This is a genomic window from Azospirillum thiophilum (assembly GCF_001305595.1).
GTDB lineage: Bacteria > Pseudomonadota > Alphaproteobacteria > Azospirillales > Azospirillaceae > Azospirillum > Azospirillum thiophilum.
Window position 1 is genome coordinate 296,880 of the sequence record NZ_CP012407.1, and the last position, 24,160, is coordinate 321,039.

Annotated in this window: 25 protein-coding genes, 2 pseudogenes and 1 other annotated feature; of the genes and pseudogenes, 9 read left to right on the forward strand and 18 right to left on the reverse strand. The window is 66.8% G+C overall.

The window, feature by feature from the left end; translation table 11 throughout:
* Positions 1-81 precede the first annotated feature (81 nt).
* The 5 genes from AL072_RS32495 to AL072_RS32515 all read left to right on the forward strand — a co-directional run bounded on the left by AL072_RS32495 (position 82) and on the right by AL072_RS32515 (position 4,697).
* Positions 82-306, forward strand: coding sequence for a hypothetical protein (locus AL072_RS32495; RefSeq protein WP_045585371.1), 225 nt, complete (start codon positions 82-84; stop codon positions 304-306).
* Between the two features lie 55 nt (positions 307-361).
* The gene (infC, locus tag AL072_RS32500) at positions 362-895 is read left to right on the forward strand and encodes a translation initiation factor IF-3 (protein WP_081506050.1); all 534 of its coding nucleotides are present in this window, start codon (positions 362-364) and stop codon (positions 893-895) included.
* A 232-nt stretch (positions 896-1,127) separates the two neighbouring features.
* The gene (locus AL072_RS32505; protein WP_052710379.1) at positions 1,128-2,735 is read left to right on the forward strand and encodes a PAS domain-containing sensor histidine kinase; all 1,608 of its coding nucleotides are present in this window, start codon (positions 1,128-1,130) and stop codon (positions 2,733-2,735) included.
* Between the two features lie 114 nt (positions 2,736-2,849).
* The gene (locus tag AL072_RS32510) at positions 2,850-4,073 is read left to right on the forward strand and encodes a D-alanyl-D-alanine carboxypeptidase family protein (protein WP_045585372.1); all 1,224 of its coding nucleotides are present in this window, start codon (positions 2,850-2,852) and stop codon (positions 4,071-4,073) included.
* A 426-nt stretch (positions 4,074-4,499) separates the two neighbouring features.
* The gene (locus tag AL072_RS32515; RefSeq protein WP_045585373.1) at positions 4,500-4,697 is read left to right on the forward strand and encodes a hypothetical protein; all 198 of its coding nucleotides are present in this window, start codon (positions 4,500-4,502) and stop codon (positions 4,695-4,697) included.
* A 139-nt stretch (positions 4,698-4,836) separates the two neighbouring features.
* Here the strand turns inward: AL072_RS32515 and AL072_RS32520 are convergent, their stop codons facing one another.
* The gene (locus tag AL072_RS32520) at positions 4,837-5,265 is read right to left on the reverse strand and encodes a MerR family transcriptional regulator (RefSeq protein ID WP_200909998.1); all 429 of its coding nucleotides are present in this window, start codon (positions 5,263-5,265) and stop codon (positions 4,837-4,839) included.
* Between the two features lie 89 nt (positions 5,266-5,354).
* Here AL072_RS32520 and AL072_RS32525 point away from each other — a divergent pair, with 89 nt between their 5' ends.
* Together AL072_RS32525 and AL072_RS32530 are read left to right on the forward strand one after the other, a co-directional pair.
* A complete protein-coding gene (locus tag AL072_RS32525) occupies positions 5,355-7,607 on the forward strand; it encodes a heavy metal translocating P-type ATPase (protein ID WP_245637097.1) in 2,253 nt (750 codons plus the stop codon).
* A 40-nt stretch (positions 7,608-7,647) separates the two neighbouring features.
* Positions 7,648-8,127 (forward strand): DUF411 domain-containing protein, encoded by a 480-nt coding sequence (locus AL072_RS32530; protein ID WP_052710380.1) that lies wholly within the window; start codon positions 7,648-7,650, stop codon positions 8,125-8,127.
* A gap of 31 nt (positions 8,128-8,158) precedes the next feature.
* Here the strand turns inward: AL072_RS32530 and AL072_RS35080 are convergent, their stop codons facing one another.
* The 7 genes and pseudogenes from AL072_RS35080 to AL072_RS32555 all read right to left on the reverse strand — a co-directional run bounded on the left by AL072_RS35080 (position 8,159) and on the right by AL072_RS32555 (position 14,026).
* Positions 8,159-8,317: a hypothetical protein gene (locus tag AL072_RS35080; RefSeq protein ID WP_158511123.1), complete on the reverse strand. Its 159-nt coding sequence runs from the start codon at positions 8,315-8,317 to the stop codon at positions 8,159-8,161.
* 20 nt (positions 8,318-8,337) lie between these two features.
* Positions 8,338-8,949: a hypothetical protein gene (locus AL072_RS32535; RefSeq protein WP_045585374.1), complete on the reverse strand. Its 612-nt coding sequence runs from the start codon at positions 8,947-8,949 to the stop codon at positions 8,338-8,340.
* A 164-nt stretch (positions 8,950-9,113) separates the two neighbouring features.
* Positions 9,114-10,346, reverse strand: a complete 1,233-nt coding sequence (locus tag AL072_RS32540; RefSeq protein WP_045585375.1) for an HAD-IIIA family hydrolase — start codon at positions 10,344-10,346, stop codon at positions 9,114-9,116.
* A 654-nt stretch (positions 10,347-11,000) separates the two neighbouring features.
* Positions 11,001-11,324 (reverse strand): transposase, encoded by a 324-nt coding sequence (locus tag AL072_RS36380; RefSeq protein ID WP_425388630.1) that lies wholly within the window; start codon positions 11,322-11,324, stop codon positions 11,001-11,003.
* Between the two features lie 45 nt (positions 11,325-11,369).
* Positions 11,370-12,133, reverse strand: a pseudogene (locus AL072_RS35905) (IS1595 family transposase); the annotation flags it as partial.
* 165 nt (positions 12,134-12,298) lie between these two features.
* The gene (locus AL072_RS32550; protein ID WP_045585376.1) at positions 12,299-13,543 is read right to left on the reverse strand and encodes an extracellular catalytic domain type 1 short-chain-length polyhydroxyalkanoate depolymerase; all 1,245 of its coding nucleotides are present in this window, start codon (positions 13,541-13,543) and stop codon (positions 12,299-12,301) included.
* 54 nt (positions 13,544-13,597) lie between these two features.
* Positions 13,598-14,026 (reverse strand): CopG family transcriptional regulator, encoded by a 429-nt coding sequence (locus tag AL072_RS32555; RefSeq protein WP_045585377.1) that lies wholly within the window; start codon positions 14,024-14,026, stop codon positions 13,598-13,600.
* 288 nt (positions 14,027-14,314) lie between these two features.
* Here AL072_RS32555 and AL072_RS32560 point away from each other — a divergent pair, with 288 nt between their 5' ends.
* Positions 14,315-15,124, forward strand: coding sequence for a transglutaminase-like domain-containing protein (locus AL072_RS32560; protein ID WP_045585378.1), 810 nt, complete (start codon positions 14,315-14,317; stop codon positions 15,122-15,124).
* Positions 15,125-15,232: 108 nt separating this feature from the next.
* On the opposite strand, the gene AL072_RS32565 is transcribed toward AL072_RS32560, so the two are convergent.
* The 6 genes from AL072_RS32565 to AL072_RS32590 form a co-directional block, all read right to left on the reverse strand.
* Positions 15,233-15,595, reverse strand: a complete 363-nt coding sequence (locus tag AL072_RS32565; protein ID WP_052710382.1) for a hypothetical protein — start codon at positions 15,593-15,595, stop codon at positions 15,233-15,235.
* 3 nt (positions 15,596-15,598) lie between these two features.
* Positions 15,599-15,853 carry a hypothetical protein gene (locus tag AL072_RS32570; RefSeq protein ID WP_045585379.1) on the reverse strand — a complete coding sequence of 85 codons (255 nt, stop codon included), beginning with the start codon at positions 15,851-15,853 and terminating at the stop codon, positions 15,599-15,601.
* A complete protein-coding gene (locus AL072_RS32575) occupies positions 15,850-16,185 on the reverse strand; it encodes a hypothetical protein (protein WP_045585380.1) in 336 nt (111 codons plus the stop codon). The genes AL072_RS32570 and AL072_RS32575 overlap by 4 nt, the downstream gene beginning before the upstream one ends.
* A 474-nt stretch (positions 16,186-16,659) precedes the next feature.
* Positions 16,660-17,373 (reverse strand): YsnF/AvaK domain-containing protein, encoded by a 714-nt coding sequence (locus tag AL072_RS32580; protein ID WP_045585381.1) that lies wholly within the window; start codon positions 17,371-17,373, stop codon positions 16,660-16,662.
* A 51-nt stretch (positions 17,374-17,424) separates the two neighbouring features.
* On the reverse strand, positions 17,425-17,844 hold the full coding sequence (locus tag AL072_RS32585) for a DUF2382 domain-containing protein (protein ID WP_045585382.1): 420 nt from the start codon (positions 17,842-17,844) through the stop codon (positions 17,425-17,427).
* A 58-nt stretch (positions 17,845-17,902) separates the two neighbouring features.
* Positions 17,903-18,355, reverse strand: a complete 453-nt coding sequence (locus AL072_RS32590) for a hypothetical protein (protein ID WP_245637098.1) — start codon at positions 18,353-18,355, stop codon at positions 17,903-17,905.
* 604 nt (positions 18,356-18,959) lie between these two features.
* Between AL072_RS32590 and AL072_RS32595 the strand changes: the two genes are divergently transcribed.
* Positions 18,960-19,229, forward strand: a complete 270-nt coding sequence (locus AL072_RS32595; RefSeq protein ID WP_045585384.1) for a hypothetical protein — start codon at positions 18,960-18,962, stop codon at positions 19,227-19,229.
* Positions 19,230-19,240: 11 nt separating this feature from the next.
* Here the strand turns inward: AL072_RS32595 and AL072_RS32600 are convergent.
* The 4 genes and pseudogenes from AL072_RS32600 to AL072_RS32620 all read right to left on the reverse strand — a co-directional run.
* Positions 19,241-19,498: pseudogene (locus tag AL072_RS32600) on the reverse strand (IS630 family transposase); the annotation flags it as partial.
* A gap of 113 nt (positions 19,499-19,611) precedes the next feature.
* A protein-coding gene (locus AL072_RS32605) for an IS3 family transposase (RefSeq protein WP_144428448.1) occupies positions 19,612-20,843 on the reverse strand; the annotation gives its coding sequence in 2 pieces (ribosomal slippage) (positions 19,612-20,552 and positions 20,552-20,843; 1,233 coding nt in all).
* Positions 20,443-20,559: a sequence feature (AL1L pseudoknot), on the reverse strand. (Overlaps the previous gene by 117 nt.)
* Before the next feature lie 294 nt (positions 20,844-21,137).
* On the reverse strand, positions 21,138-22,616 hold the full coding sequence (locus AL072_RS32615) for a tetratricopeptide repeat protein (RefSeq protein WP_045585388.1): 1,479 nt from the start codon (positions 22,614-22,616) through the stop codon (positions 21,138-21,140).
* A gap of 122 nt (positions 22,617-22,738) precedes the next feature.
* Positions 22,739-23,128 carry a hypothetical protein gene (locus tag AL072_RS32620; protein ID WP_082109351.1) on the reverse strand — a complete coding sequence of 130 codons (390 nt, stop codon included), beginning with the start codon at positions 23,126-23,128 and terminating at the stop codon, positions 22,739-22,741.
* Positions 23,129-24,160: the final 1,032 nt, after the last annotated feature.

Genomic DNA, 24,160 nt, shown 5'->3' on the forward strand with positions numbered 1-24,160 from the left:
TCCCGTTTCAAGATGCCACACTCACAAAGAGCCGGCCGGCCCCGTTTCCATCGGTCCGCCCATCCGGCCTGGAGGATTTTCATGACGACCCCGATCCTGTCGACCGCTTTCCATTCCACCGGCCATTTTGCCGCCCAGTCCGCGCTTGCGCCGGCCCATCTGGCCGCCACCCGCCGCTCCACCCACTCCTCTGCCGGCCAATTCGCCGCAGTTGACGGCAAAAAGTCGGATTTCCGCTCCAATCCCGAGCCGTCCGGCTTGACCCGGGGCGAACTGCGGCAGATTGTGCTCGACATCCTGGGCTGAGCCTCTTGACCCGGGCTCGCTCCTTTCTACCCCTCCACAACCACAGGAGATCACCATAGCCAAGCTCTACGACGCGGACCCCGTCCGCGAAGGCCCGCGCCTCAACCGTGAAATCACCGCCCGTATGGTCCGCCTCGTCGGCGCCGACGGCGAGATGGTCGGCGTGGTGCCGCTCCGCCAAGCGCTGGAAGCCGCCGCGGATGCCGACCTCGACCTCGTCGAAGTGGCGCCCCAGGCGGATCCGCCCGTCTGCAAGATCCTCGATTACGGCAAGTTCCGCTTCGAGGAGCAGAAGAAGGCCAACGAGGCGCGGAAGAAGCAGAAGATCATCGAGCTGAAGGAAATCAAACTTCGGCCGAACATCGACGATCACGATTATGACGTGAAGATGCGCTCCGCCATTCGCTTCATCGAGGAAGGCGACAAGGTCAAGATGACCATGCGCTTCCGCGGTCGCGAGATGGCGCACCAGGATCTCGGTCTGAACGTGCTCGTTCGCGTGCGCGACCAGCTCCAGGACATCGCCAAGGTCGAGCAGATGCCCCGGGTCGAAGGCCGCATGATGGTCATGGTGCTGGCCCCGCGCTGAGCCTGGGTCCGGCCCGTGCCAAAGGGACCATGCGGGGCGGTGCGCCGCCCCGCCCCTTTCCGGCGATTGAAAATCTCCTACAGGACTTCCCGGCGCTCATTTTGGAATATTTCGTGTGATATGGCGGAATAATACTCGATTATTCGCATTGGGTTATTGACCCTGCCGGCATCGTCCGCGGATCATCGGAGGTCTTGTCCCGTCCTCCCCCGTGTTCCGGAAAGCCGTTGTTATGAAAGTCGAACACGCCAGATCCGCTTGGGAGCCCATCTCCGGCGAACGGCGGTTCCAGCTTCTGGTCGACAGTGTCGGCGATTACGCGATCTATCTGCTTGACCCGAATGGGATCGTCAGCAGCTGGAATTCCGGGGCTGCGCGCTTCAAGGGCTACAGCGCCGACGAGATCATCGGCCGACATTTCTCCAGCTTCTACACCGACGAGGACCGCGCCGCCGGTGTGCCGCAGCGTGCACTCGCCACCGCCTTGACCGAGGGCCGGTTCGAGGCGGAGGGATGGCGCGTGCGAAAGGACGGCGCCCACTTCTGGGCCGGCGTGGTAATCCGCGCCATCCGCGACGAAACCGGCACGCTGCTGGGCTTCGCCAAGGTCACCCGCGACCTTACCGAACGCCGCAAGGCCCAGCAGGCGTTGGACGAGGCGCGCGAGGCACTGGCCCAGGCGCAGAAGATGGAGGCTGTCGGCCAGTTGACCGGCGGCGTCGCCCACGACTTCAACAACCTGCTGCAGGCGATCAGCAGCAGCTTGGAGCTGATCGAGCAGCGGCTGGAGGCCGGCCGCACCGATATCGCGCCATTCGCCGCCACCGCGCGCGCCGCGGTGGATCGCGCCTCCACCCTGACCCGCCGCTTGCTGGCCTTCGCCCGGCGCCAGCCGCTGAAGCCGGAGCGCGCCGACCTGAACGCGCTGGTGGTGGGGCTGTGGGACCTGCTTGGCCGGTCGGTAGGCGAGGCGATCCGGCTGGAGCGCCGGCTGGGGGAGCCGCTGTGGCCGGTCCATGTCGACGTGAGCCAGATCGAAAGCGCCCTGCTGAACCTGGTTATCAACGCGCGCGACGCCATGCCCGAGGGCGGGACCGTGACGGTGGAAACCGCCAACGCCGGCTTCACCGAGGCCGACCTTGTCAACGATCCTGGGGTGGAGCCCGGCGACTATGTCGCCATGTCCGTGCGCGACAGCGGGACCGGCATGCCGCCGGACGTGCTGGCCCGCGTCTTCGAACCCTTCTTCACTACCAAGCCGATCGGCCAGGGCACCGGCCTGGGGCTGAGCCAGCTCTACGGCTTCGCCCGCCAGTCCGGCGGCTTCGTCCGCATCGACAGCGCGGTCGGCCGGGGCACGGCGGTGCATCTCTGGTTGCCGCGCGATCATGGCGCCGCTCCCCCTTCCGTTTCTGAAACCGGAACCGCCGATTTCCCCACCCCGCCGCCGGGGATTGGCCGCGGCACCGTGCTGGTGGTGGAGGACGAGGAACTGGTCCGCATGCTGCTGGTGGAGGTGCTGCAGGGCGACGGCTACACCACGTTGGAGGCCGCCGACGGTACCGAGGCGCTCGCCCGGCTGGCCGGCGCTGAAAGGGTCGATCTTCTGGTGACCGATGTCGGGCTGCCCGGCCTGAACGGCCGCCAGCTGGCGGAGATGGCGCAGGCGCGCGTCCCGGATCTGAGGGTGCTGTTCCTGACCGGCTATGCCTTCCAGGCACTGGACGGTCGGCCCGGCGAGGGTGCAGACGGTTTGGGCCGCAACATCCGGATGCTGGTCAAGCCGGTGGCGGTCGACGCCTTCCGTGCCATGGTCGGCTCCATGCTGTCCGCGAGGTGACGTCCGCCGCAGCATGACCCAACCTCACCCGTCCTTCTCCGCCCGATAGGGAAACCACAAAGCCGACAGCGCCCGTGCCGTAGCGGGGCTGCGCCAACCGCCGGACCTGAGACGATGCCTCTGCTCGCCCGTGCGTCGACGACGCTGCTCTTCCTGACCGCCTTGGCGGTCCTGCTGGCCGCGGTCCTGCTGGTTTCGCTGCCGGCCTGGGCCAAGGGCAGCCGCAAGGCCGGCTGGACGCCGGTCGCGGCGGAGATCCTGATGGAGGCGGACAGCGGCAAGGTCCTGCAGGCGCGCAACGCCGACACCCTGACCTATCCGGCGTCGCTGACCAAGATGATGACGCTGATGCTGACCTTCGAGGCGCTCGACCGCGGCACGCTGCGGCCGGACCAGCGGCTGGTGGTGTCGCAGCATGCCGCCTCGATGCCGCCCTCGCGGCTGTGGCTGGCGCCCGGCAGCACCATCACGGTGGAGCAGGCGGTTCTGGCCCTGGTCACCCGCTCGGCCAACGACGTCGCCGTGGTGCTGGCGGAGGCGCTCGGCGGCAGCGAGCCGGCCTTCGCCAAGAGGATGACGGCGCGCGCCCGTGCGCTCGGCATGCGCCGCACGGTGTTCCGCAATGCGTCCGGCCTGCCCGACCGGCTGCAGCGGACGACGGCGCGCGACATGGCGATCCTGTCCCGCGCGTTGATCCGCCGCCACGCCGGCCACTACGCCTATTTCCAGCGCCGCAGCTTCGACTGGCAGGGCACGACGGTCTACGGCCACAACCGTCTGATGGCGCGCTATCCCGGTATGGACGGCATCAAGACCGGCTACATCGCCGCGTCCGGCTTCAACCTCGCCGCCTCGGCCGTACGGGACGGCCGCCGGCTGATCGCCGTGGTGATGGGCGGCCACAGCGCCGCCACCCGCGACGACCGCGTCGCCGACCTGCTGGACATCGGCTTCAAGCGCCCGACCAGCCCGGCCAGGCCGGCGCCCGCCACTCCGGATCTGGTGATCACCAGGAAGAGTTCGTCGGTTGCCGAACGCAGCACGGCGGTGAGCGTCGCCGTGCCTTCCGCGAAGCCCTTGGCCAAACCCACGGAGGCCGTTGCCGGATCCTGGTCCATCCAGGTCGGCGCCTTCGCCAGCCGTGCCGCCGCGGCGCGCAGCGCCGGCGACACCGCGCGGCGCCTGGGGGCGCTCGGCGCCGGCGCCAGCCCCGAAACCGTCCGCTCCGGCGGCCTTTACAAGGCCCGGCTGACCGGCCTCCCCGCCGCGAACGCCGCCGCCGCCTGCGCCGCCCTGAAGGCCGCCGGCCATGGCTGCTTCGCGGTGGAGAGGCGGTAATCCATCGCGGTGCGCTGCCGGTTTGTGTGGCTTTGGAGCAGCAGCCATTCCGGGGTGGCCGATTGCAATGCCGGGTGGATGGGGTGCTTTGGAGAATGTCCACCTTGCGGCGGAGTTCTATCCGGACTGGACCTGCCGCATCCATCACGACGATTCGGTGCCGGTCTCCGTGCTCGGCGGTCTGGGCCGGCGCCGGGGCCGAACCGGTCGCCATGGAGCCCGACAGCGGCCCGCTGCATAGGCTGTTCTGGTGCTTCCTGGTTTCCGACGATCCGACCGTCAGCCATTTCCTGTGCCGTGATGCCTGGATCGCGTCCGGCCTGCCCTTTCACGCGATGCGCGACCACATCATGCACACCGACCCGATGCTGGCCGGCATGTGGGTGGGCTGGCGGGCGTCCTGCCCCCGATGCTCCCCCCTCCCTGGTGCGTGCCGCTGCCCGCGCCGACGGAGGGCGCCCGCAGGACCAGCGCTTTCTCGGCAGCGTCGTCTGGCCGCTGATCGAGGGCTGCTGCCTCGTGCATGACAGCGCCCATGAGGGCCATGGCTTGCCCTTCCCCGATGTTCCGATCGACGCCCGTTTCGCCTTCACCCATGTGGGCGCCTGCGTGAAGGTGGTTTGAAGGCGGCGTGATTTCCCCTGCAGCACCCCCTGCAGCGCCGCCGTGATGTGCCCGATCAGCGCCGGGGGCGGGATGGGCTTGGATAGGGCCCGTCGCATACGGCGACGCTTTGTCCCGGTGCATTTCCTTCAAAGCCGGCTCAGTGCCGCTCATGCAGGCAGTGGGCATGATCGGCCAGCACCTCGATCACATGGCAGCTGCGCACCTCGCCCTGGGCGCAGCCCTCCACCATCCGCCGCACCTCGTCGCGCAGGGCCTCCAGCCGGGTGATCCTGGACTCGATTTCGGCCAAGTGGCTGCGGGCGAGCAGGTCGGCTTCGTGGCAGGGCCGGTCCGGATCGTCGGCCAGGGCCAGGAGCTGGCGGATCGCCTCCACATCGAAGCCCAGCTCGCGGGCATGCCGGATGAAGCGCAGGCGGCGGACCGACGCCTCGTCGTAGGTACGGCGGTTACTGCCCGTGCGCGGCGCCTCCGGCAGCAGGCCGATGCTCTCGTAGTAGCGGATGGTCGGAACTTTCACGCCGGTGCGCTTGGTGAGCGCACCGATGGACAGGGCCGGGATGGGCATGGCGGTTTTCCCTCTTGATCCTCCAGTCGCTAGAGAATTTAGGCTCCGGGGACGCTGCCGACAACGCGTCACGATCGAGGAGTCTTGCCATGCAGGAGATCACGCACGGAATGGGGGACGGCGACTGCAACGCCCATTCCGCCCCGCGCACCAGTCGCTACAGGGTTTCCGGCATGGATTGCGGCTCCTGCGCCGCCAAGATCGAGACGGCGTTGCGCCGGGTGCCGGGCATCCGGGAGGTGCGTGTGTCGGTACAGGGCGGAACGGTCAGCGTCGATCACGAGGCGGCGCTGGGCGCGGACGCCGTCGTCCGGCCGCTGGCCACCCTCGGCTATGGCGCCGTCCCTGCCGATCCGCTGGCGGAGAGCGCGCCGCCCGCCTGCGGCGGGGGCTGCTGCGGTCCTGCCCATTCCCATGACGGCCACTCTCACGCCGCCCATTCTCACTCCCACTTCCCTGCCGATCCCGGCGAGGCGCCCTGGTGGCGCGGGCGCAAGGCGGTGCTGACGCTAGCGGCCGGCGCGGCGCTCGCCGCCGCGACGCTCCTGGGCCTGCTGGTGCCGGAGACGGAACGCTGGGCCTTCCCGCTGGCCCTGGCGGTCGGGCTGGTCCCGGTAGCACGCCGCGCCCTGGCGGCAGCACGGGCCGGCACGCCCTTTTCCATCGAGACGCTGATGACGGTCGCCGCTGTCGGCGCGCTCTTCATCGGCGCGGTGGAGGAGGCGGCGACCGTCCTGGTCCTCTTCCTGGTCGGCGAGTTGCTGGAAGGGGTGGCAGCCGGCCGGGCGCGGGCCGGCATCCGCGGCCTGACGGCGCTGGTTCCCGACACGGCCCTGATCGAGCAGGACGGCGCCGCTCCGCGGACTGTTCCCGCCGCCGGGCTGGCGGTCGGCTCCGTCATCCTGGTCCGCCCCGGTGACCGGGTGGCGGCCGACGGGATCGTGCTGTCCGGCAGCAGCGCCGTCGACGAATCCCCCGTCACCGGCGAAAGCGTGCCGAAGCCCAAGGGCGAGGGCGATTCCGTCTTCGCCGGCACCATCAACGCCGACGGCGCCCTGCGCGTGCGCATCACAGCCGCGGCGCGCGACAACACCATCGCCCGCATCGTCCGGCTGGTGGAGGAGGCGCAGGAGAGCAAGGCGCCGACCGAGCGGTTGATCGACCGCTTCGCCCGCTTCTACACACCGGGAATCGTTGTGGTGGCGGCCCTGGTCGCCGTCGTGCCGCCACTGGTTTCCGCTGGTTCTGGTGGCGGCGTCTGGACCGAGTGGTTCTACCGCGCCCTGGCGGTTCTACTGATCGGCTGCCCCTGCGCGCTGGTGATCTCGACCCCGGCTGCCATCGCCGCCGGCCTGTCCAACGGCGCCCGGCGCGGCCTGCTGCTGAAAGGTGGCGCGGTACTGGAGGCACTCGGCCGCATCACCACCGTCGCCTTCGACAAGACCGGCACCCTGACGGAGGGCAGGCCCCGCGTTACCGACCTGCTCCCCTTCGGCGGGAGCGAGGCGGAAATGCTGGCCGCCGCCGCGGCGCTGGAGGCTGGGTCGAGCCACCCGCTGGCTCGCGCCATCCTGGCCGTCGCAGCCGGGCGCGGCATCGCCCCGCCGGTGGCGGACGAGGTCGCCGCCCTGCCCGGCGCCGGGCTGCAGGGCAGGGTCGGCGGGCTTGCGGTGGCGCTGCTGTCGACCCGGGCGGCTGCCCCTTCCCTGACCGCGGAGCAGGCGGAACGGGCCGCGGCCCTGGCACAGGCGGGCAAGACGGTTTCGGTCCTGCTGCTCGAAGGGCGGGCCGTCGGGCTGATCGCGCTACGCGACGAACCGCGGGCCGACGCCCGTCAGGGCATCGAGGCGCTGGAGCGCGCCGACATCCGTTCGCTGATGGTGACCGGCGACACCGCCGAAACCGCCGACGCGGTCGCCGGCATGCTGGGGGTGAAGGCGCATGCCCACCTGCTGCCGGAGGACAAGCTGCGCATCGTCCGCGAGCTTCAGGCCCGGGGGCAGCTGGTGGCAAAGGTCGGTGACGGCATCAACGACGCCCCGGCGCTCGCCGCCGCCGATGTCGGCATCGCGATGGGCGGCGGCACCGACGTGGCGCTGGAGACGGCCGACGCGGCCATCCTGCACGGCCGGGTCAGCGACGTGGCGGCGATGGTGGCCCTGTCGCGCCGCACCATGGCCAACATACGGCAAAACATCGCACTGGCCCTGGGCTTGAAGGCGGTGTTCTTGGTGACCACCGTTCTTGGCGTCACCGGGCTCTGGCCCGCGATCCTGGCGGACACCGGCGCCACCGTGCTGGTCACCGCCAATGCCCTGAGGCTTCTGTCCGTCCGTTCCTGAGCGGATGAGGCAAGACACTGATATAACTTGGAGAATTCCGATGACGATGACGCGGCGGACGATGGTGTGGGGGGTGGCCGCCGCCGCCCTGACGCTGAGCCTCGGAGCCGTGGCGCTGCCGGAGACGGTTTGCGCCGCCACGCCCGCCGCCGGTGCGGCGGTGGAGGTCTGGAAGGCTGTGGGCTGCGAATGCTGCGACGGCTGGGTGCGACACATGCGCGCGGCCGGCTTCGACGTCACCGTTCACACCGTCGACGACATGATGCCGGTGAAGCAGGCTGCCGGAGTGCCGGACGAACTGGGATCCTGCCATACGGCGCGGGTCGGCGGTTATGTGCTGGAAGGCCATGTGCCGGCGGCCGATGTGACGCGCCTGCTGGCCGATCAGCCCCGGGCCCGCGGTCTGTCGGCCCCCGGCATGCCGCCGGACGCACCCGGCATGGATATGGGCACCGGCCAGCCCTATCAGGTCGTGCTGTTCGGCGGTGCCGACGGGCCGCAGGTCTTCGCCCGCCATTGATGCCGGCAGGGAGGCGGCAGAGAGGCGGCAGTCACGCCGCCTCGGCCACCGGGCTGGCCGGAGCGGCCTTGCGGGAGCGGACCAGCAAGCCATTGGCCATCGCTTGCCCCGGCAGCTCGACGAAACGGCAGGTCAGGGTCGACAGGGCGGTGACCGCCGGCAGATAGCCGACGCCGACCAGAGCCATCATCCGGGCATCGCCGAAGGCGATCAGCCGGTCGGCTTCGCCGTCGTCCGTCGTTCGACGAACAGCGGCCGGCCGATGCCCTCTTGCGCCACCGTCGTCGCCTTCTGCAGCACGGCGATCAGCAGGGCATGCACCATGTAGATCGAGTAGGGCCAGGCGGCCAGCTGTCGGAAGGGGGATGTCGTCAGCAGGCGGGAAACCGGACCGGCTTCGAAGGCGAACACCAGCACCACTGGCCCGAACAGTAGCGGGGCGGCCAGCGGCAGGGCGTTGCCTCCGGCGGCCGAGACGAAGACGACCACCGTCAGCAGTGCCCCCGCTTCGGCCAGCCTGCCCGCATGGCGGGACATCCGCCTGCCGTGCGCGGCCTGATACAGCCGAACGTCGCCGGCGGCGGCAAGCATGGCCAGCAGTAGGATGGCGAAGGTGATGTAGACGAAGAACTCCGCGCCGATCGACCAGCTCGGAATGTTCCAGCTCAATCGGTCTTCCATCCCCAGCCCATGGACCAGTGCCAGGTTGCTGATCAGGGATGACGGAGCGAAGGCGCCGGTGAAGGCGGCATTTCCCGGCGGGTTTCCGGCCTGCCCGGACAGGGCCTTGGCGCTTTCCAGCGCCATGAACGCCAGCAGCATCGCCGCATGCAGCTGACGGACCTTGCCGAAGCGGCGGACGAGGAAGAAACCGGCCGATTGCGCATGTCTGGAAGGGCGCGGGAGGTTTATTCCAAAGGAACGCCGGTTCTGCCCAGGGGGGCGATAGTGAGGACACCTCTCGTTCGAGTGGTATCGGGGCTGCCTTAGCGGGCGGTTTCGACCTCCGTACCGGTCCCGGAGCGGGCCAGAATGCCGGCGACCAGCGCGTCGAGGTCGCCACCGAGGTGGAGCGTCCCTTCGATGCCCGCCCGCTGCGCCGCTTGGACGTCGGTTTCGCGGTCGCCGACCAGGAAGCTGCCTAGCGGTTCCACAGGCCACTCCGCCATAGCCTGCAGCAGCATTCCCGGCTCGGGCTTGCGGCAGCGGCAGTCTGTGCGGTAGGGCGCCTTGCCATGATCGGGATGGTGCGGGCAGTGGTAGAAGGCGTCGACATGGGCGCCGACGGCGCGCAACTCCTCCTGCATCCAGCGATGCAGCGTGCGCACATGCTCCTCGCCGTAGAGGCCGCGGGCGACACCGCCCTGGTTGGTGACGACGAAGACCAGGAAGCCGGCATCGTTCAGCCGCTTCACCGCCTTCCGGGCCCCCGGCATCCAGGTGATCTGGTCGGGACGGTGTGCGAAGCCGATGTCCTCGTTCAGTACGCCGTCCCGGTCGAAGAAGGCGGCCTTGCGGCGGCGGCTGGCGGGGATGGCGCTCTGGGCCAGGGCGAAATCGTCGGGCACGCCGATGTCCAGGAAGAAGCGGTCGTAGACCCGTCCCTCGATGGCCCCCTCCGCCGCCAGAAGTGGGAACAGGTCGGTTTCGATCGAACAGGGCGACGGCGGAAGCCGGTCGACAGCCCGGCGGTCAAGCAGATAAATGCCGCCGTTGATCAACCCCTTCCCCGCCGGCCCCTTCTCGAGCATGGCGACGATCCGACTGCTCTCCAGGACGATGGAGCCGTAGCGGGCAGTATCAGGAACGCGGCGCAGTGCCATCCTCGCGAGGACGTCGCCGTCCGCCGACAGGGGCGGGGTGGAAAAGTCGTTGAGGTTTATGTCGAACAGGGTATCGCCGTTCAGCAGCAGGAATTGCGCTTCCAACTGATCCGAGACAGTTCGCAGGGCGCCTCCGGTACCGGCGGGCTCCGGCTCCGTCATGCAGCGCAGCCGCAGACCTGGGCGCAGCATCTCCTGACAGAAGCGTTCGATCCGGTCGCCGCGGTAGCCGGCGAGCAACAGAATATCGTTGAAGCCCTGCCGAAACAGTTCATCGATCAGATAGGCGAGGAACGGCCGGCCACCCACCGGAAGGAGGGGTTTGGGCGTATCGTCGGTCAGCGCTCCGAGCCGGGTTCCCCGTCCGCCGACAAGGATGACAGCCTGATGCAGCATGGTTCGGGGGGCCTTTCGCTGGCGGTCTGGACGGGTTGAAAAGCTCCTGCTCAGGCGTCTTGTCAACCTGGATGTCGCGCCAGCCCTCTGCTTCCGCCAGCCGTAGGAGCGTTTTGCCCAGGTGGCGAAAATGGCTGCCTGGCCAATGGAGCCGGCCGCGGTGAGGGTGGTGTCCTCTCCGGCGGCTCGCAGCAGGTTGATATGCCGGCCCGACAGCTCGTCACAAAGCCAGTCCATCCACGGCTCACGGCCCGGAGGATCGTATGAGGAGTATAAAATAATATGATATCATTTCATGAAAATAAATAAATCGCCATTGGCGAAGCCCATGCTACCCCGCCAGTTCCGCCCCGTTTTCAATCCAGAGGACGACGCCGGGTAGAAAAAAGCCGGTCAACCGCTGCCTGGTCACGTCCGTCAAGATGGTGGAAATTGGAAGGTGGTCATGTGCGTGGTCGGTCAGGCCGCTTTTGTTGAGGGATGCGGTATGATGGCGGGCTCGTCGACGGTGGCGATCCCCGCCATGGTTTCGAGTGTCAGGTAACAGTGCTGGATCTGACAGTCATCATTTTTATCTAGAAAGATTGCGCCGAAATTACTTCGAATAATTCCTCCGTTCTGAAATATCACAATAGCATCGGAGCGGCGTTTGAATTACTTGTTGAGATTTTTAAGAATGTTCGTTGAGTGTAACTGGGCTCGGTGAGATTCGGGATAGTCCATGTAGGCGAGAACGTCATGCCTGGCGACGTCGAGCAGCGCTGCCACCTTGGGAAGGCGCGCCCGCAGCTGATCGGCGACATGGCGCCAGACCTCGCCGGCGCTCTTGCGGCGGGCTGCACGAAGACTTGGCGTAGGGCCGCGGAGACGACGGTCTGTTGGCCGTTGGGCACGTGGCAAGCAGCGAGCGAAGGAAATGAACACGACAGCGTTGCCAAGTGGCGCGTGGCTGCGCTGCCAGTCGCCGCAGAAGTCCACCGAGGGGCCGTTCGTGGTGACCAGTCCGACGACGGTGCGGAGCTGTTCGCCATTGCTGGTGCGACGGTGACCCTTGCGAAAGGCGGCTTCCCGCGCGTAGAGGGCGAGGCAGGCACCACGAGATGTGGTGATGGTGGCCGATCTCGGCGCGGCGGATCCGGCTGAAGAAGCTCTCGGCCTCGTTGGTGCAGGCGCCCTCCAGGCTGTAGGTGCCCTGGTGGCTGATGCGCTTGGTGGCGAAGCGGGCATGCAGCGCGTTCCAGTCGGCGGCCTTGTCGGCATGGACGGTGGTGGCGCCGCCCACGCGGGTCTTGATGAAGGCCGTTGACTCCGCTTCGCTGGCGAACACCGCCGTCAAGGTGCGACCGCCGCGCTCGCGCATGGCCACACCATGCGGCGCTTGCCGGTCTGGTTCGCGGCCAGCCGGCGGTCCTTGCGGTTTTCCTTTGCGTTCTCCTGTCGGACGTGGCCACCGACGTAGCAGCCCTCCACCTCGACGGTGCGCCCGGCGCCGCCGATCACCGCACTATTCATCTCCGCCGCCATCGCCTCGCGGATCTTATGGGCCAGGAGGAAGGTGGTCTTGTACTGGACGTCCAGGTCGCGCGACGGCGCCAGGGCGCTCTTGCCCTTCACCTCGTTGACGAAGATGACGATGGCCGCCAAGTAGATCCGCAGCGCCAGCTTGTGAAAGGCAAAGAGGGTACCCGAAGTCAGGGAGAAGTCCTTGCAGCGCCACCGCGGCGTCCGGCCGTTGCCGGCCAGCGGATCGCAGCGAACACCGTCTCGGCGTCCGCGTCCGGCGGACGCCGCCTGCGAGGATAGGAATGGCGATGACCACATGGTCCTCACCCGATGGGGTGCGACCTGCAGGTTGGGTGGTCGTGCCACAAGTCGGAGACGCAAGTCGTGAAATGCCTCCGCCGCACCAGCGACGGAGGCATTTCACTTGAGAGTGGATCGGCGGACGGCGTTCAGACCGGCGTCGCCGGCAGCCGGTGTTCCAGGAAGAAGCGCATCATCTCCGCCGTCGCGTCCGGTCCCTGCGGGTCGGTATATGAGCCGGCGGGGCTTCCGCCAGCCCAGGCATGGCCGGCCCCATGGATGGTCCAATGTTCGCACAGCGTCCGGCCGGAGGAGTCGGTGTGCAGGGTCCGGCTGTGGGCGCGCCGGCCGGGGGCCGCGCCCTGCTGCACCTCCGTACGCAGACCGGTTGCGATGGCGGTCGCCTGGGCCGCGACCCGGTCGCCGTTGTTCGGATGGACGACGGCATCCCGGTCGCCGTGGAAGATGATGGTGGGCATCGGACGGGTGGCCCGTGCACCGTCCGGCCTGCTGCCGCTGCCCTGGCGCATTGCGGCAAGGGCGGAAGGGAGGTCGTGGGCAGCACCGGCCGGCAGGCCGGAATGCACGCCGACCGCTGCATAGAGGTCGGGATAGGCCGTCCCCATGATCGCCGCCGCGGCGCCGCCGGCCGACAGCCCGGCGATGTAGACCCGGTCCGGGTCGACCGGATGGTCGCGCATGATCCGGCGGGTGATGCCGGCCAGCAGTTCCGGCTCGCCGCGGTCGCGTCGCTGGTCTTCGGGGTTGAACCAGTTCCAGCAGCGCTGGGCGTTGGCGGAGGCCGGCTGCTCCGGATAGGCGACGAGGATCCCATGCCGCTCGGCGAAGGCGTTCATCCGGGAACCGGCGGCGAAATCGTCGGGCGACTGGGTACAGCCGTGCAGCATCACGACCAGCGGCCGCAGCCCGTCGCCGCGGTTGGCCGGGACATAGAGCTTGTAGGTGCGCGTCCCCGCCGCCCCGCTGTAGCTGTCCGTCACGAAGGATGCGCCGTCCGGCAGCGGGTCGGCGGCCGGGCGCAGGGCACCGGTGCCGCCGGCTCGGCCGCCCATCGCCCGCAGGCGTGCGGCAAGATCGCGCAGGGTTTCACCCAGCCCGGTTCTGACCAATCCGGTTTTCTGCCCTCTGCCCGCCCCTTTCCCCGGTCCGTCCGCGGGTTGGGCATCGCCTTGAGAGATGGGTTGGGGAGAGGAATCGAGCCTTTCGAACTCGCCTTCCAGGACAGTTGGAACCGGTGCGGTCGTGGGAGCGGCGGCGTGCTCCCCCCGCAGCAGGCGTTGGACGAGGCCGGTCGCTTCGGTGAGACGGCCGGCCCTGGTCAGGCGGGCGACCTCGGCCATGCCGGGAAGGCCGGTGGGGGGTGTTTGGGACATGTGGGGCTTTCTCGGTTCGGGGAGAGGTGCCGGGGTACGGCGATGCCGCAGGTGTCAGTGGATGCGGTCGGCGAGTGCCGTTTTGACGGCCGCCGGCGCATGCAGCGCGCCCAGCACGGTCAGCGAGGCGATGGTGGCGCGGGCAAGCTCGGGGGGGACGTCCTGGGCGATGGTGGCGAGCCCGAGGACACGGATGTCCAGCATCCGTCCTTCGGCCTGCACGGCTTCCAGGTCGGCGCGGCTGAAATGGCGCAGGCCCAGGTCCACGCTCTTGCGCGTCACCGTCTGCCGGATCACGTCGGCGTGCCGGTCGACCTGGTTGCGGATGGCGGTGCGGATGAAGTCGGTGCGGTTCGAATAGAACCCCTCCTCGACCAGCAGGTCGATATGGCCGAGATCGACATAGCCGAGGTTGATCGTGATCTTTTCGCTGTCACCCGCCTTCGGTCGCAGGTCGTGCACCGTGCCGCTCATCATTACCATCCATTTACCATCTGTGTAGATGGTAAATGGATGGTGGAAGCCATCGCTTCAAGGCAGGCACCCATTTTCCCAACGGTCGTGTTCCGGAAGGAGAGCCGGCGGCGGAGACGGCAGAGAAGACGGAGGTTGCCTTTGCCGCGCCTGACCATGGACAATGCTCCCGACATCCGGGTGATCCCGATGCGACGGGAAATCTCCGGCCTCGGACCCGTTTCGGCCCAGTTCCAGGTTCCGTCCGATCCCTCCGGCCGCGGGTCGGCACCACCATCTTTTCATCGGAGGGCCTTCATGCGCATACGCCTGGGCTACCAGTTGAACTTCAGCTTTCCCGCCCCCACGCCGATGATCGTGATGCTGAACGTGCATTACACGCGCGTCGGCGATCTGGAGCGGCCCGACCATATCGTCACCAGCGTGCCGGCGCCGATCCAGGGCTATCGCGACAGCTTCGGCAACTGGTGCAGCCGGCTGGTCGCGCCTGCCGGCCTCGTCACGATCAGCGCCGACAGCATCATCCGGGACAGCGGGATCCCCGATCCGGTCGAGCCCGGCGCCGTGCAGCACCGTGTGGACGAGTTGCCGGCCGATACCCTGCTGTTCCTTCTGGGCAGCCGCTATTGCGAAACCGACGTCCTGTCGGACGAGGCGTGGCGGCTGTTCTCAGGGACTGCGCCGGGTTGGGCCCGGGTGCAGGCGATCTGCGATTTCGTCCACAGCCACATCACCTTCGGCTACGAGCATTCGCGCCCGACGCGGACCGCCGCCCAGGCCTACGCCGAGAAGTGCGGGGTCTGCCGCGACTATGCCCATCTCGCCATTGCCTTCTGCCGCGCGATGAACATTCCCGCGCGCTACTGCACCGGCTACATCAGCGACATCGGCCAACCGCCCCCCTATGGGCCGATGGATTTTGCGGCCTGGATGGAGGTGTATCTCGGCGGCCGCTGGCATATCTTCGACCCGCGCAACAACGCTTCCAGGATCGGGCGCATCCTGATCGCGCAGGGGCGCGACGCGGCGGACGTGCCGCTCACCCACACCTTCGGTCCCAACACGCTGACGGGATTCCAAGTCTGGACCGACGAGGTTGCCGCCTGAGACGCCGGTGATTTGCTAGGGAGGCTTTTGCATCGGAGGGAGTGCCGCGGAGCGGAAAACAGCAGCCTCCCGCCGGCCGGTCATGCCCAGCCTATCACATTCGGTCCATCACGCCCGGGCGGGCATCGCCCTCTCCGGCCCGGTTTTTACCAACATCATGGAAGGGGCCAGCGGGACGGGCGCGCGTGCGCGCTCCCGCCGCGGCAACTGTGCGGTCCGGTGCAAATCCTCCACCCAGGGCGACGGGTAGGTGTCGGTGCCGAAGACCCAGACGGTGGCGGTGCGGCCGTCCGCCGCGCGCAGCAGCACACGGGCGTCGTGGCCATCCTTCCCTGCGTGGTTGGCGGCCTGCACCGCAGCGATGAGCGCGCCGACCTGTCCGTTGGGGAAGGGGCCGTAGCGTTCCCCTTCGAGGCCGATGAACCAACCGTCCGTTCGGCACGATACGATGTAATGGGCTGATAGGCTCATGGGTCATTGCTCCTTGAAGGCGGTTGCGAAAGCCGTTGCGCCGGCCGTTGCGTGGGCGATGGTGAGGCGGGTCAGCAAGGCGCCCCGCAGCAGGCTGGCATGGCCCGGCGGCGGATAGGCTGGGGGAAGCCGGTCGGGCGGCGCGCCATGGAGTGCCGGATGCCAGCGGCGTTCGGCGTCCACCCAGCGCACCTGTTCGCGCAGCACGTCGGCGCCATGGGGGCACCGTCCCTCGATGGACTGGAATGGGGGGATCATGGCCGCTTCTCCGGTTGGAATGCTGGCGGCAGGATGCCTGCCATGGACGGAACCGTTTCCGAGGCCGCTGGGCGGAGGGTGTCGGCGCCCGCCTGTGGCGTTCCGCCGTCGTTCGCACAGGACCAGCGGAGATGGCAGCGCTCCCCTGCCGCCGACTGCGCCAGCACGACGCTGGCGAAGCCGAGGCGCTCCGCCGCCTGGGCTTCGCGAATGGCCATGGCGAGCGCATCGGCCTGATCGGCGCAGGGCGGATAGACGAATCCGTCCGCCCGGACGATCCAGCCGGCATGGGTTTTCAGGATGAAGAAGGCAAGCCTTGTCCTGGTAGCCATGGAGGTCCTCCGATCTGGGCCGGAAGCCCGCCTGCCCGACCAACCGGACAGCCGTCTTCCGCCCTGGTTTGCGGGCGGCGTTCCCGACTGGTGCGGGACCTCATGGAACGGCTGTGGAAGGATGACCCTGCTTTCCGCCGCTCTTTCCGCCAGTTGGGCCGGGCCGATTTGTCGGCGATGGGGGCGGCGACCATGCCGTCCGGATCGGGTCATGCCAGGCAAGTCTTCGGATCCATGATCCTCAGCAGAAAGGAACGAGCCTGGAACAGTTTCAGCAGATTCCAAATGGTGCTCTGACGGACTGTTTGCAATGTTCATTGCATGGCGCCCTTGCCGCATGCAGCAGCCCGCCCCAGCCGCAACCGGGGAGGTTGCGGTCAAGGCGGGCAGGGCATCCTGCGGGCGATTCAGCCCCGTCGGCACGTGACGCCGATCGGCGCCTGACGGATCAACGTTCGATCCGCACTTGCCGGATCAGCGCTTGCCGGGCTTGCCGCCGACAGGCTCCACTTTGACGTCGGTGCGGCGGGCGACGGCCTCGACGGTCTTCTCCTGCTCGGAGGCCGTCTTGGACAGGACGACCTCCTCGACCACGCGGGCCTCCTTGGTGATCTCCGGTGTTTCGGAGGTCGCCGTCAGTTCGACGGTCTTCTCCTCGAAGGCCGCCTTTCCCTCGTCCGGGCTGAGGGCCCGGTCAACCGTGCGATGTTCGACGTCCACTGTCTCGTCACGCAGCATGATGGTTTCCCGCACCGGGGTCTCGGTGACCTGCGATGTGAGCTTCATCCCGCCCTTGGCGACCCGGCGCTTGCCGATCCCGACCTCCTCGCTCACCACCTGGAGGGTTTCCTCTTCGACGTCGCGGCTGCCGGCCGCCTTCTGCGGTGCCGGAGCGGCGGGCAGATCGATGGCCCCGTTCTTGTCGAGGATCGCCTCCGCGGCGTCGGCATCCTGGTCGGCGATGTCGGCCGCCACCAGTGTGTGCCCCTGCCGGACGGCAGCGCCATAGCGATCGGCCAGTTCCTTGCGGAAGCCGTGTCCGAGCAGGCCCTGGGCCGCCTTGTCGGCGCTGTCGGCGCCGCCGAAGGTTTCGATGTCCTTTTCTTGGCAGCCCGCCGCGATCAGGGCCTGGAAGGCCTTCTTGGCGGAACCGGTTTCCTTGTAAAGTCCGACGACGATCGTGCTCATGATGCTCTCCGTTTGGATTTTGGGGTGTTTTGGATGGATGATTGAAGCGTTTCAGGCCGGCCGTTCCGCGGGATCGTCCACCGGATCGTCCGGAGTGGGGTCCTGTTCCACGATGACCTCCTGACGGCGCACCGTGATGCGGTCGGTCATCTTGCGGCTCGTGGTGCGGCGGGTGATCCGGACCTCCTCCACCAGCTTCAGGCGGACCTCGATGGTCGCCACCTCCTCGATCACCGAGATGATGGTCGTGTCGCCATCCTGGCGGTCGGGGATCGGATGATCGACGAACCGTCCGACGGGAACACGCTCGACCTCCAGCGTCTCCACCGTCAGCTCTGCTTCGACAGGCTGGATGTGTTCATGGTTGACGGTGCGGGCGCGAACGGTCCCGGTCACCTGTCCGCGCTTGTGCACGGTCACCTGTTCTTCGACGGCGAGAAGCGTCTGCGGCCCATTTTCAGAACTGGTCAACGGAGGTCCTCCTGCGGCTCTGGTGGGCAGTCGATTGGAACGACGGCCGCACGGGGCGTCAGGCGCCGAACCGGCCGGGGCTCTGCTTCACATCGTCCGTCAGGCGTGACGCGGCCTTGGCGACGCGGACATTGACCTCGAAGAAGGCCAGCCATCCGCCGAGCAGGTAGCGGTTTCCCGCCTGCACGATGTCCAGCGGCCCCTGTGCGCGGAGCATGCTGCCCATCATTTCGTTCTGGCGTTCGACGGCCCGGTTCATGAAGGTGACGGCTTCCGAGAAGGCCGTTCCATAGCCCGACGTCAGGGCGCTGCCGAGTTCCGTCGCCCGGTTGAGGGACTGTTCGGTCGCTCGGCCGACATCCGGAACGCTTTGGCCATTGCCGGCGCCGGGCAGCTTCGGTGGCCAGGACCTTTGCTGCTGGCCGACACCGCGGGCGCCTTGCGGGGCCACTGTGTCGGCTTTCGGTGCATGCTCTTCGCTGGCGCTGCGGATGCTGCGTCCCTTGGACATTTCCGTTTTCGTTGCAGTTTCGTCGCTGGCGCTGCGGATGGTGGGGGGCGTATGTGTGCCGTTGTCCATATCGTCTCCGTTGTGTGTTCTGGGCTTTTGAATTTTCGGAAGGAGTAGGGAGCGCTGTGCTCGACCTGAGTGACTTATGCGTATATTATGCTGCATCGCAAAAATTCAATGAAGCATCAAGAAAAATCGAAAATTCTCGCTATAAATAGTTGGCAAAAATGAGGTAAATCATAAACTTAACAAGTTTTGTCATCAAATCATTGAAAGTACGACAAAAATCTGGAAATGATTTAATTTTATGGTTGGAAAGTCAGCAATGGCTATAAAAATTTCTCTGCTTTTCTTATAAATGCACGGCTTTGTACGGCATCCGTTGACGCCGATGGGCCTTCTTGGACGATACATTTTGAGCTGTACATGGCAACGGGCGGTCGCAGCTATTTCGAGAGAGCGAAGAATTATCTGCCTGGATGAAGTCTCGACAAGCAGGCAAGCCGACAGGGCGTATCATATAACGTATCCATCACTCATGATGAGCAGCCGCCACTCCGCCGCAGCCCTCGCTGTCGCCTACCCCTTCATGGAAGTTCCTTCGATGACCAGCCGTACGACTGCCGTGACCGTCGCGTTCGCCCACCCCTTCAAGTTCCGCAACATGGACGAGGAGCGTCCGGCGGGGTCCTATTCGGTGGAGATCGACGAGGAGCTGCTGGAATCGCTCTCCTTCGCCGCCTACCGCCGCACCGGGGCGTGGATCCGCTTGCCGCCGGGTCCGGCTGGGAGCGGTGCGGAGCAGCTGGTACCCATCGAGCCCGACGAAATGGACGAGTCTCTGGAGACGGCGATCGCGGCCCGCGGCATCTGATACCAAAGCCGTTAAATTTTACCCTGTAAGGCCCACGGGTAACCGCAGGTGGAGCCGATGCAGCCGAGTTCGGCGAGAATGCGGTTCCAGACGAGGCAGCAAACGTCGAGGATAGCGTCGAGGTCGATGAAGAGGCGGTGGGATAGCAGCGTGTTGCGCATGAACTGCCAAAGCCTCTTGATGACGTTGAGTTCCTGGCTATAGGGCGAGAGCGGCATCAAGGTGATGTTGGCCGGCACTGCGAGGTCGCCGCTGGTGTCCCATCCCGCTGTGCAACGACAATTTCGTTGCGCGGCGGGCGTCAGTTAACTTGTCCTGCCGCAGGTGGATCGGTCAGTCGTAGTGAACCGCGCCGGGTTTGCCGGAGGCTGATTTGGTTGAGTCACGCCGCCATGGCGACGTCCTCGATTTGAGCATAATAGCGCGCCTCGGCCTCGGCGGGAGGAATGTTGCCGATGGGCTCGAGGAGGCGCCGGTTGTTGAACCAGTCGACCCATTGCAGGGTGGCGAATTCGACGGTCTCCAGGGTGCGCCACGGCCCTCGGCGCCGGATGACCTCGGTCTTGTAGAGGCCGTTGATGGTCTCGGCCAAGGCGTTGTCGTAGCTGTCGCCGACGCTGCCGACCGACGGCTCGACGCCGGCGTCAGTCAGACGCTGGGCGTATTTTATGGCAACATATTGCGACCCGCGGTCGCTGTGATGAATGAGGCCGCTGCCTTTGATCGGCCGGCGGTCGTGGAGGGCCTGTTCCAGGGCATCCAGAACGAAGCCGGCGTGGGCGGTGCGCGACACCCGCCAGCCGACGATCTTGCGAGCGAAGGTGTCGATGACGAAGGCGACGTAGACGAAGCCTTGCCACGTCGCGACGTACGTGAAATCCGCCACCCACAAGGCATTCGGGCGCGGCGCCTGGAACTGGCGCTTCACCCGGTCGAGCGGGCACGGCGCCGCCTTGTCGCCGATCGTGGTTCGCACCGCCTTGCCGCGCGTCGCCCCCTTCAGGCCCATGCGCCGCATCAGCCGGGCCACCGTGCAGCGGGCCGCATCGATGCCGTCCCGCCGCAACTGCCGCCAGACTTTCCGCACCCCGTAAACCTGGAAGTTTTCATCCCAGACCCGTCGGATAGCCACACTCAGCTCCGCGTCGCTTCGCGAGCGGGCCGGCGCCTTGGCCGGATCAGCCTTCCGGGCGGCATGGACGCGGTAGGTCGACGGGGCAATCGGCAACACCTTGCAGATCGGCTCGACCCCGTGGACGGCGCGATGCTCGTCAATGAAGGCGATCATCGCTTGAACGGGCGGTCGAGCTCCGCCTGAGCAAAATAAGCCGACGCTTTGCGCAGAATCTCGTTCGCTTGCCGCAGTTCCCGGACCTCACGCTCCAGCGCCTTGATCCGCTCCTGCTCGTCTGTCGTCGGGCCGGGCCGCTTGCCCTGGTCGCGCTCGGCCTGCCGGACCCAGTTCCGCAGCGTCTCCGGATTGCAGCCGATCTTCGCGGCAATCGAGCTGATCGCCGCCCATTGCGAGGCGTGCTCGCCCTCGTGCTCGAACACCATCCGAACCGCGCGTTCGCGGACTTCAGGGGCGTACTTGGGTGATGCTGGTTTCGTCATGAGGACCCCAGTTTCTCAAGAAGTGGGGCCTCCGACAATCCCGGCGCGGTTCATAGTGTAAGAGTGCCGCTCGACATTTTGCGGATCGAACACCATCCGAACCGCGCGCTCACAGACTTCAGGGGCGTACTTGGATGATGCCTGTTTCGTCATGAGGCCCCCAGTTTCTCAAGAAGCGGGGCCTCCGACATTCCCGGTGCGGTTCAGTGGACGATGTGCTCGCCAATCTGGAGCGCATCCTCAAGGCAGGACCCGCTGCTGGCCCGCTATGGCCGAGCCGGCGGCTGAGACTGGTCAGGTCCTGAGCGCAGCTACCTGGCGCAGGACCTGCTCGGCGGCGGCGAACACGCTGTCCCAGTCGCCCGGCGTGGTCTGGCGGAACAGGCGCATCGATGGATACCAGGGCGTGGTGTCGCCCCCCCCGACCTTGCCGTCGCCATAGACCCAGTAGGGCATGAACTGCAGCAGGTTCCACACCGGACGGCCCAGCGAGCCGGCCAGATGCGCCACCGAGCTGTCGGTCATGATTACCAGATCGAGCCGCTCCAGCACCGCCGCTGTGTCGGCGAAATCGTTGAAATGCGGCCCCAGCGGTGTGATCAGGGTCGAGGTGCCGAGCGTCTCCAGAGCCGCCTCCGGCGGACCCTTCTGGATGCTGTAGAGCCGTACCTTCGGCACGTCGAGGAAGCGCAGGAAGCGGCTGAGCGCGGTGGCACGCCGCGCGTTGTCCTTGAAGGTGACCCGGCCGGACCAGATGATGCCAACCTTGATCGTGCCGTCATTGCCGGGTACCAGCCGGGCGGCCTTCTCGCGCGCTTCGTCCGGAACGGTCAGGCGGGTGGGCGGCGGCACCGTCTCGATGGTGGTGACCAGCCGGTGCGGCAGGCTCATCAGCGGGCAATGGACGTCGTAGGCCGGATAGGCGGTGCCGGCGTGCACGAAGCCGTCGACGCCCTCCAGACCGCAGAGCAGGCGCTGCAGTTCCGGATGGCATTCCAGCAGGACCCGGCCGCCGCGCGCCTTGACCAGTGGCACGTAGCGCGCGGTCAGCAGCACGTCGCCGAAGCCCTGTTCGGTGGTCAGCAGGATGGTTTTGCCGTCGAGCGGCCGTCCATCCCACATCGGACCCTCCGCGATGCGGTTCTGGTAGCTAGGCAGAGACAGGCGGGAGTCGTAGTCGCGGAAGCCTTCGGCATAACGGCCGACCTGCAGCAGGGTCAGGGCGCGGTCCCACAGCAGGCTCGCGTCGCCGGGCCGCGCGCGCAGGGCGACGTCCAGGATCTCCAGGGCGCGCTCGAACCGGCAGCCGTGCCGCAGCGCCACCACCAGGTTGGACAGCAGGCTGGCATTGCCGCCCGACAGCACCACTGCATGTTCCTGCGCGGCGATGGCCTCGTCATAACGCTCCACGTCGCCCAGCACATTGCCCAGGTTGGTCCAGGCGCCGACATGGCGCTGGTCGATCTCAAGCGCGCGCCGCTGGCAGGCGATCGCCGCCTCCGGTTTGCCGGTCTGCCGCAGCAGGGCGCCGAGCGCGCTCCACACGTTGGGATCCTTCGGCTGCTGCTCCAGCATCCGTTCCAGCATGTCGATGCTGAGGCCGTGGGAAGCCGCCTGTGCGGGTGGCGTGGCGGCGGGCGGCTGGGGAATCGTCTTGGAAGCGGCCGCCTGGGCAGGTGCCGGGACGGACGATACAGGACGGGGCGAGGCCTGAAGGGGCGAGGCTGGCGCAGGGGACGGCGCCGGGGCGGCCTGGGTGATGTTTGCCTTCATCTCGTCGTCGCTGGTGGTCGGCAGTCGGTCTGGAGCGTGTGCAGGGCATAGACGGCTACTCCTGGAGAGTCAAACCGTCCCTTCGGCCACGCCTGTGTGCATTGTGCGCCGGGTCAAGGGCCTCAGCGTCGGCGAAGGTCCTGCAGGTCGATGTCGTCGATCCGGAAGCCGGCCTGCCGCAAGGCCTTCAGGACGATCACCTTCTGGGCGGTGCCTTCGCGTGCGGCGGCTTGGCGCAGATCCTCGACCAGATAGTCCGGCAGCATCGCCTGCCACGGCCGGGTCGGTGCCGGACGGACGATGGTGGGGGCCGGGGCTGGAACCGGTGCCGGCTGGGCTGCTGGCGGCTCCGTTTCGGTCGGCAGGAAGCCCTTGCTCAATCCGTACTGGCGGATCGGGTCGATGTCGTCGGTGCCCAGTCCGCCGATCCCGATCCCGATCCCGCCCAGAGGCGGACGGGCCGGCTTGGCGGCAGGCTTCATGGACGGCTTTGCGGGGCTGTCGGTCGACATGGACACTCCGGAGAGGACTGCGCCGGCAGAGGTGCCGGCCGGATAAGCCATGAAGCAATATCATGACTTGGTGTCCTGTCTTCGCGCGATATGGCGGCCCTGGGCTGTCACATGGCGGAAAGCCGGGCGGCGTGGCGCGGGAAACACAGGGCGGACGACCAAAGAAGTGCTTCATTACAAAAAATAATGAGATGAAGATATGAATAGTCACGGGGAGTGAGGCGCTCCAGGAACCCTCTTGGTCGTTGCGATCGCCTGTGGTGCGGGTTTCCCTCTCCTGGCGTCAGCATAAACGAAGCTTGCGCGAGAGACGGAAGCGGAAGCCCGATGCGATAACTCTGCGTTCGATTCAGAGGAGAAGAAATAACACAAAGACAGGTCATGAAAACATTAAATCATGATTTTATTTGGCAAAGGAGTGTTTGCGCTCGGAGACGCTGTGCCGGGGTGGGCGATGGGGCGGGCGGACGCTGTTCTCCCGGCAGAGCCAAGCAATCGGCGAGACGCAATGCATCAGCTCCCGAGGACGTCGCATCTTGTAGAGGCCCCCTCACGCGCCGGCGCTTTCACCGTTGTCAAAAAGAACAATAAATCATGACATGATGAATTGAACTGATACCAAGCAATCCCGGTGTCGCCTCGGCATGATATTCCGGCTAAAGCGGTGGCCCGAAATCCATTCGAGACCTGATGGGTAATCAATCCATACGGATTTCATGGAGCCGCCCGGCTCGTAGCATTCCACAGCGGGGGCATCTTCGGCATCACCTGACCCGTGCGATCCGTTTTCTGTCCGGTGCCCCCGGCCCTTCGACCGGTCAGCTGCGCTGATCCTGGGAAGAATGCACAGTCAATAAATCATGATAAATAGTCATGCCATAATTTAATTAGATAATTTTTCCATTCTCTTCATCGACCACTGCCCGAATGGCTGGGAGCCAATGCCCATGGCCCGCGCACCAACAACTGTGGCCTGATTGCTTTGCACCAATCCCTCTCCGCCATTGCCAGCAGCGCGCCCCTGCTTCTCCA

Coding starts and splice junctions, on each gene's coding strand:
- AL072_RS32495 (WP_045585371.1), top strand. CDS start 82: ATGACGACCCCGATCCTGTCGACCGCTTTCCATTCCACCGGCCATTTT.
- AL072_RS32505 (WP_052710379.1), top strand. CDS start 1,128: ATGAAAGTCGAACACGCCAGATCCGCTTGGGAGCCCATCTCCGGCGAA.
- AL072_RS32510 (WP_045585372.1), top strand. CDS start 2,850: ATGCCTCTGCTCGCCCGTGCGTCGACGACGCTGCTCTTCCTGACCGCC.
- AL072_RS32520 (WP_200909998.1), bottom strand. CDS start 5,265: ATGCCCATCCCGGCCCTGTCCATCGGTGCGCTCACCAAGCGCACCGGC.
- AL072_RS32525 (WP_245637097.1), top strand. CDS start 5,355: ATGCAGGAGATCACGCACGGAATGGGGGACGGCGACTGCAACGCCCAT.
- AL072_RS32530 (WP_052710380.1), top strand. CDS start 7,648: ATGACGATGACGCGGCGGACGATGGTGTGGGGGGTGGCCGCCGCCGCC.
- AL072_RS35080 (WP_158511123.1), bottom strand. CDS start 8,317: ATGATGGCTCTGGTCGGCGTCGGCTATCTGCCGGCGGTCACCGCCCTG.
- AL072_RS32535 (WP_045585374.1), bottom strand. CDS start 8,949: ATGCTGCTGGCGTTCATGGCGCTGGAAAGCGCCAAGGCCCTGTCCGGG.
- AL072_RS32540 (WP_045585375.1), bottom strand. CDS start 10,346: ATGCTGCATCAGGCTGTCATCCTTGTCGGCGGACGGGGAACCCGGCTC.
- AL072_RS32550 (WP_045585376.1), bottom strand. CDS start 13,543: ATGTCCCAAACACCCCCCACCGGCCTTCCCGGCATGGCCGAGGTCGCC.
- AL072_RS32555 (WP_045585377.1), bottom strand. CDS start 14,026: ATGGTAATGATGAGCGGCACGGTGCACGACCTGCGACCGAAGGCGGGT.
- AL072_RS32560 (WP_045585378.1), top strand. CDS start 14,315: ATGCGCATACGCCTGGGCTACCAGTTGAACTTCAGCTTTCCCGCCCCC.
- AL072_RS32565 (WP_052710382.1), bottom strand. CDS start 15,595: ATGAGCCTATCAGCCCATTACATCGTATCGTGCCGAACGGACGGTTGG.
- AL072_RS32570 (WP_045585379.1), bottom strand. CDS start 15,853: ATGATCCCCCCATTCCAGTCCATCGAGGGACGGTGCCCCCATGGCGCC.
- AL072_RS32575 (WP_045585380.1), bottom strand. CDS start 16,185: ATGGCTACCAGGACAAGGCTTGCCTTCTTCATCCTGAAAACCCATGCC.
- AL072_RS32580 (WP_045585381.1), bottom strand. CDS start 17,373: ATGAGCACGATCGTCGTCGGACTTTACAAGGAAACCGGTTCCGCCAAG.
- AL072_RS32590 (WP_245637098.1), bottom strand. CDS start 18,355: ATGTCCAAGGGACGCAGCATCCGCAGCGCCAGCGAAGAGCATGCACCG.
- AL072_RS32595 (WP_045585384.1), top strand. CDS start 18,960: ATGACCAGCCGTACGACTGCCGTGACCGTCGCGTTCGCCCACCCCTTC.
- AL072_RS32615 (WP_045585388.1), bottom strand. CDS start 22,616: ATGAAGGCAAACATCACCCAGGCCGCCCCGGCGCCGTCCCCTGCGCCA.
- AL072_RS32620 (WP_082109351.1), bottom strand. CDS start 23,128: ATGTCGACCGACAGCCCCGCAAAGCCGTCCATGAAGCCTGCCGCCAAG.